This is a genomic window from Brevirhabdus sp. (assembly GCF_052826345.1).
Genome location: NZ_JBRBUA010000026.1, coordinates 1 through 4,109, shown reverse-complemented (window position 1 = coordinate 4,109; position 4,109 = coordinate 1). Strand labels below are relative to the sequence as shown.

Sequence of the window (4,109 nt, the reverse complement as noted above, 5' to 3'; positions counted from 1 at the left end):
GCCGCCTGCGGTTCCAATCCGAAATCGACGATGTTCGAAACCACTCTGGCGTGACCGCAGGCCTGATAGGCCCCGCCCATCACGCCGAAGGGCATGGTGGGCAGCCCCCCCCGGCGCAGCATCGCGGGGATGATCGTATGCATCGGGCGCTTGCGGGGGGCGGCCTCGTTCGGGTGGCCGGGTTCCAGCGTGAAGCCCGCGCCGCGATTGTGAAACAGGACGCCGTATTTCGACGACGCCAGCCCCGAGCCGAAGGGATGGTAGATCGAATAGATCAGCGACACCGCCATGCGGTCCTTGTCGACCACCGTCAGATAGACCGTGTCCTTGTGGACCGCCTCGCTGAGACGCGCGGGGTCGGGCGCGGCCCGTTTCGGATCGATCAGCCCGGCCAGCCTGTCGGCGGTGGCCTGCGTCAGCATGTGGTCCAGCCGCGCGGTGTGATCGGCATCGGCCAGGAAACGGTTGCGGGCGTCATAGGCCAGTTTGGTCGCTTCGGCCTCGATATGCGCGCGCTCGGCGCCCCAGGGGTCCATTGCGGCGATGTCGAACCGCGCCAGGATGTTCGCCAACAGGATCGCGGTCGCGCCCTGGCCGTTCGGCGGATGCTCGACCAGCTCGACCCCCTTGTAGTCGCCGCTGATCGGCGTGGTGTAGTCGCTGGCGGTGGCGGCGAAGTCCTCCGCCGTGTGGGTGCCGCCGCGCGCATTGAGCGCGGCAAGCATGTCCTCGGCCACTTCGCCCTCGTAGAAGCCCGCGCGGCCCTCATCGGCGATGCGGCGCAGAACCTCGGCCTGGGCGGGGGCGCGGAAGATCTGGCCGACCCCGGGCGCGGTGCCGTTCAGCAGGAAATGCGCGCGCGCATCGCCAGACAGCGTGTCGGCCGCCGCCGCCCAGTCGAAAGCCACACGCGGCGCCACGGGCACCCCGGCCTGCGCATAGTGGATCGCGGGCGCGAGGGCGGTTTTCAGGCCCAGTTTGCCATAGTCGCGCGACAGGCGGCAAAAGGCGTCGACCGCCCCCGGCACGGTTACCGCCTCGGCGCCGTGCAGGGGCATGGTGTCGTGCCCCTTGGCGCGGATTTCGTCACTGCGCAGTCCCGCCGGCGCGCGGCCCGATCCGTTCAGCGCGACGATCTCGCCCCCGTCGCCGGGGCTGAGCAGCACGAAGCAATCGCCCCCGATCCCGGTCATCTGCGGCTCGCAGATCCCCAGCAGCACGCCCGCGGCAATGGCCGCGTCGGCCGCGTTGCCGCCCGCTTCCAGTATCTGGACAGCCACCTTTGCGGCAAGCGGATGCGACGTGGCGCACATGCCGTTGACCGCGATGACGGTCGAGCGGCCGGGTTCGTGAAAATCCCGCAACTGCAGCTCCCTCTCTCCTTATTTCGGCGAAGGCTAGCGATCTTGTGGCGCGATGCCAAGCGGTGCGGCGATGGTGCGCCCCTCCGTCTGGCGGCGCGGGCCGCTCTGGGCTAAGCCCTTGCGATCCGCACTTTGACAGGAGCCGCCCCATGCCCGTGGATTACGACAGCCTCGACCGGATCATCGACAGCCTGACCGAGGGCGAGACTGACGCCGTCGCGCTGATGGCGACCGTCGCCTGTGAGGTGCATCACAGCGACGCGCGTTTCGACTGGACCGGCTTTTACCGCGTGACCGCGCCGCAGCTGCTGAAGATCGGGCCCTATCAGGGCGGCCACGGCTGCCTGACGATCCCGTTTGCGCGCGGGGTCTGCGGGGCCTGCGCCCGCGAGGGGCGGGCGCAGATCGTCGACGATGTGGACGCCTTTCCCGGCCACATCGCCTGCGCCAGCACCACCCGTTCGGAACTGGTGCTGCCGGTGCGCGATGGGGCAGCTCGGCTGATCGGGGTGTTCGACATCGACAGCAACCGGCCCGCCAGCTTTTCGCGGCAGGATGCGGATCGGCTGCAGGCGATGCTGGACCGGGTCTTTGCCCGCGCGGCATAGGCTCCGCCCGGAAAATTCGCTTGCGGCGAATCGGCGCGCCGTGCCATCGTGAAAAAAATGGCTAAATTTTCACGGACCTGAAAGATGGCAGCGTCGGCCAGCACCTCTCCTCACAGTCTGGGGGCCGATCTGCGGGCCCTGCGCCTGCTGCGCGGCCTGACGCTGAGCGATCTGTCGGCGCGTCTCGGCCGGTCGGTGGGGTGGCTGTCGCAGGTCGAACGCGACAAGTCCGACCCTTCCGTCGCGGATCTGCGCGAGATCGCGGCGGCGCTCGATGTGCCGCTGTCGACCCTCTTTGGCGAAGGCGCCGCAACCCCCGAGGAAAAGGGCCTGATCGTGCGCAAAACGGCGCGTCGGCCGATCGGCAACGGCGAGGGCGGCCTGATCGAGGAGCTGCTTTCGCCCGATCTGACCGACAGTTTCGAGGTGGTTCATTCCACCTTCCAGCCCGGTGCGGCGATGGCGGCGCCGGTCTCGCGCCCCACGCAGGAGGTCGGCTTTGTCGTCTCGGGCACGCTGGAGCTATGGATCGGCGATCACGCCTTCACCCTGGGCGCAGGCGACAGTTTCCGTATCCGGGGGCAAAGCTATCGCTGGGCCAACTCAACCGACACGCCGACCGTGGTGATCTGGGTGATCTCGCCCCCGGTCTATTGACCCGCGATGCCGACACACCAGGGCGCGCGGGCCGATCTGAACACCGTGAACCAACAGGCGCGAAGCGCCGCATTCATTAGCAAGGAGGAGCGGACATGAGCGATTTCCCCACAACGGCCCGCGTGGTCATCATCGGCGGCGGCGCGGTGGGCGTGTCCTGCCTGTATCATCTGGCCAAGGCCGGATGGACCGACTGCGTTCTGCTGGAAAAGAACGAGCTGACGGCCGGGTCCACCTGGCACGCGGCGGGGAATTGCCCGTCGTTCAGCGGCTCATGGGCGGTGATGAACATGCAGCGCTATTCGCTCGAACTCTACCGGGGTCTGGCACAGGCGGTGGATTATCCGATGAACTACCATGTCACAGGCTCGCTTCGGCTGGCGCACAGCAAGGAGAGGATGCAGGAATTCGAGCGTGTGGCGGGGATGGGCCGCTATCAGGGGCTGGATATCCAGATGTGCAGCGTCGCCGAGATGAAGGAGCGTTACCCGTTTCTGGAAACGCATGATCTGGCGGGCGGGCTCTATGATCCCGACGATGGCGACATCGACCCCGCGCAGCTGACCCAGGCGCTGGCCAAGGGCGCGCGGGCGATGGGCGGCAAGATCCTGCGTTTCACACCGGCCACGGGCGTTTCACGTGAAGCGGGCGAATGGATCGTCCATACCGACAAGGGCGATATCCGCTGCGAAAAGGTGGTGAACGCCGCCGGTTACTACGCGCAGCGCGTGGGCGAGTGGTTCAAGCCCCACGGCGGGCGCACCGTGCCGATGGTGACGATGAGCCACCAGTATTTCCTGACCGAACCGATCCCCGAGCTGGAGGAGTGGAGCCGCGAAAACGGCAAGCTGCCGCTCTTGCGCGATGTCGACAGCAGCTATTACCTGCGGCAGGAAAAGTTCGGCCTGAACCTCGGCCCCTATGAGCGCAACTGCAAGGCGCATTGGGTCACGCCCGACGATCCCATGCCCGAGGATTTCAGCTTTCAGCTGTACCCCGACGATCTGGAGCGGCTGGAATGGTATATCGAGGACGCGATGGAGCGTGTGCCGCTGCTGGGCCAATCCGGCGTCGGGCGCGTCATCAACGGGCCGATCCCCTATGCCCCCGACGGGCTGCCGCTGATCGGGCCGATGCCGGGCGTGCCGAACGCCTATGAGGCCTGTGTCTTCACCTTCGGCATCACCCAGGCCGGGGGCGCGGGAAAGGTGCTGGCCGAATGGGTGACCGAGGGGCAAACCGAATGGGACATGTGGGCGGTCGATCCGCGCCGCTTCACCGGCTATGCCGACCGGCAATATTGCCTCGACAAGGCGATGGAAACCTACGGCCACGAATATGCGATGCATTTTCCGCATCGCGAATGGCCCGCGGGGCGGGGCAAGCGACTGTCGCCGCTGCATGACCGGCTGGTCGCCGCGGGCGCGCAGATGGGCAGCTACAACGGCTGGGAGCGCGCGACCTGGTTCGCGCGCGAGGG

4 protein-coding genes are annotated in these 4,109 nt (G+C 67.3%); 3 read left to right on the top strand and 1 reads right to left on the bottom strand.

The window, feature by feature from the left end:
* Positions 1 to 1,364 (bottom strand): gamma-glutamyltransferase family protein (locus tag ACU0BR_RS04075; RefSeq protein ID WP_446155571.1); only part of this gene is annotated, 1,364 nt, incomplete at its 3' end.
* Positions 1,365 to 1,513: 149 nt separating this feature from the next.
* On the opposite strand from ACU0BR_RS04075, the gene ACU0BR_RS04070 reads away from it, so the two are divergent.
* The 3 genes from ACU0BR_RS04070 to ACU0BR_RS04060 all read left to right on the top strand — a co-directional run.
* Positions 1,514 to 1,972, top strand: coding sequence for a GAF domain-containing protein (locus ACU0BR_RS04070; RefSeq protein WP_446155570.1), 459 nt, complete (start codon positions 1,514 to 1,516; stop codon positions 1,970 to 1,972).
* Between the two features lie 84 nt (positions 1,973 to 2,056).
* Positions 2,057 to 2,629 carry a helix-turn-helix domain-containing protein gene (locus ACU0BR_RS04065; RefSeq protein ID WP_446155569.1) on the top strand — a complete coding sequence of 191 codons (573 nt, stop codon included), beginning with the start codon at positions 2,057 to 2,059 and terminating at the stop codon, positions 2,627 to 2,629.
* A 95-nt stretch (positions 2,630 to 2,724) separates the two neighbouring features.
* Positions 2,725 to 4,109: FAD-dependent oxidoreductase (locus tag ACU0BR_RS04060; protein WP_446155568.1), on the top strand; the 1,385-nt coding region annotated here is incomplete at its 3' end.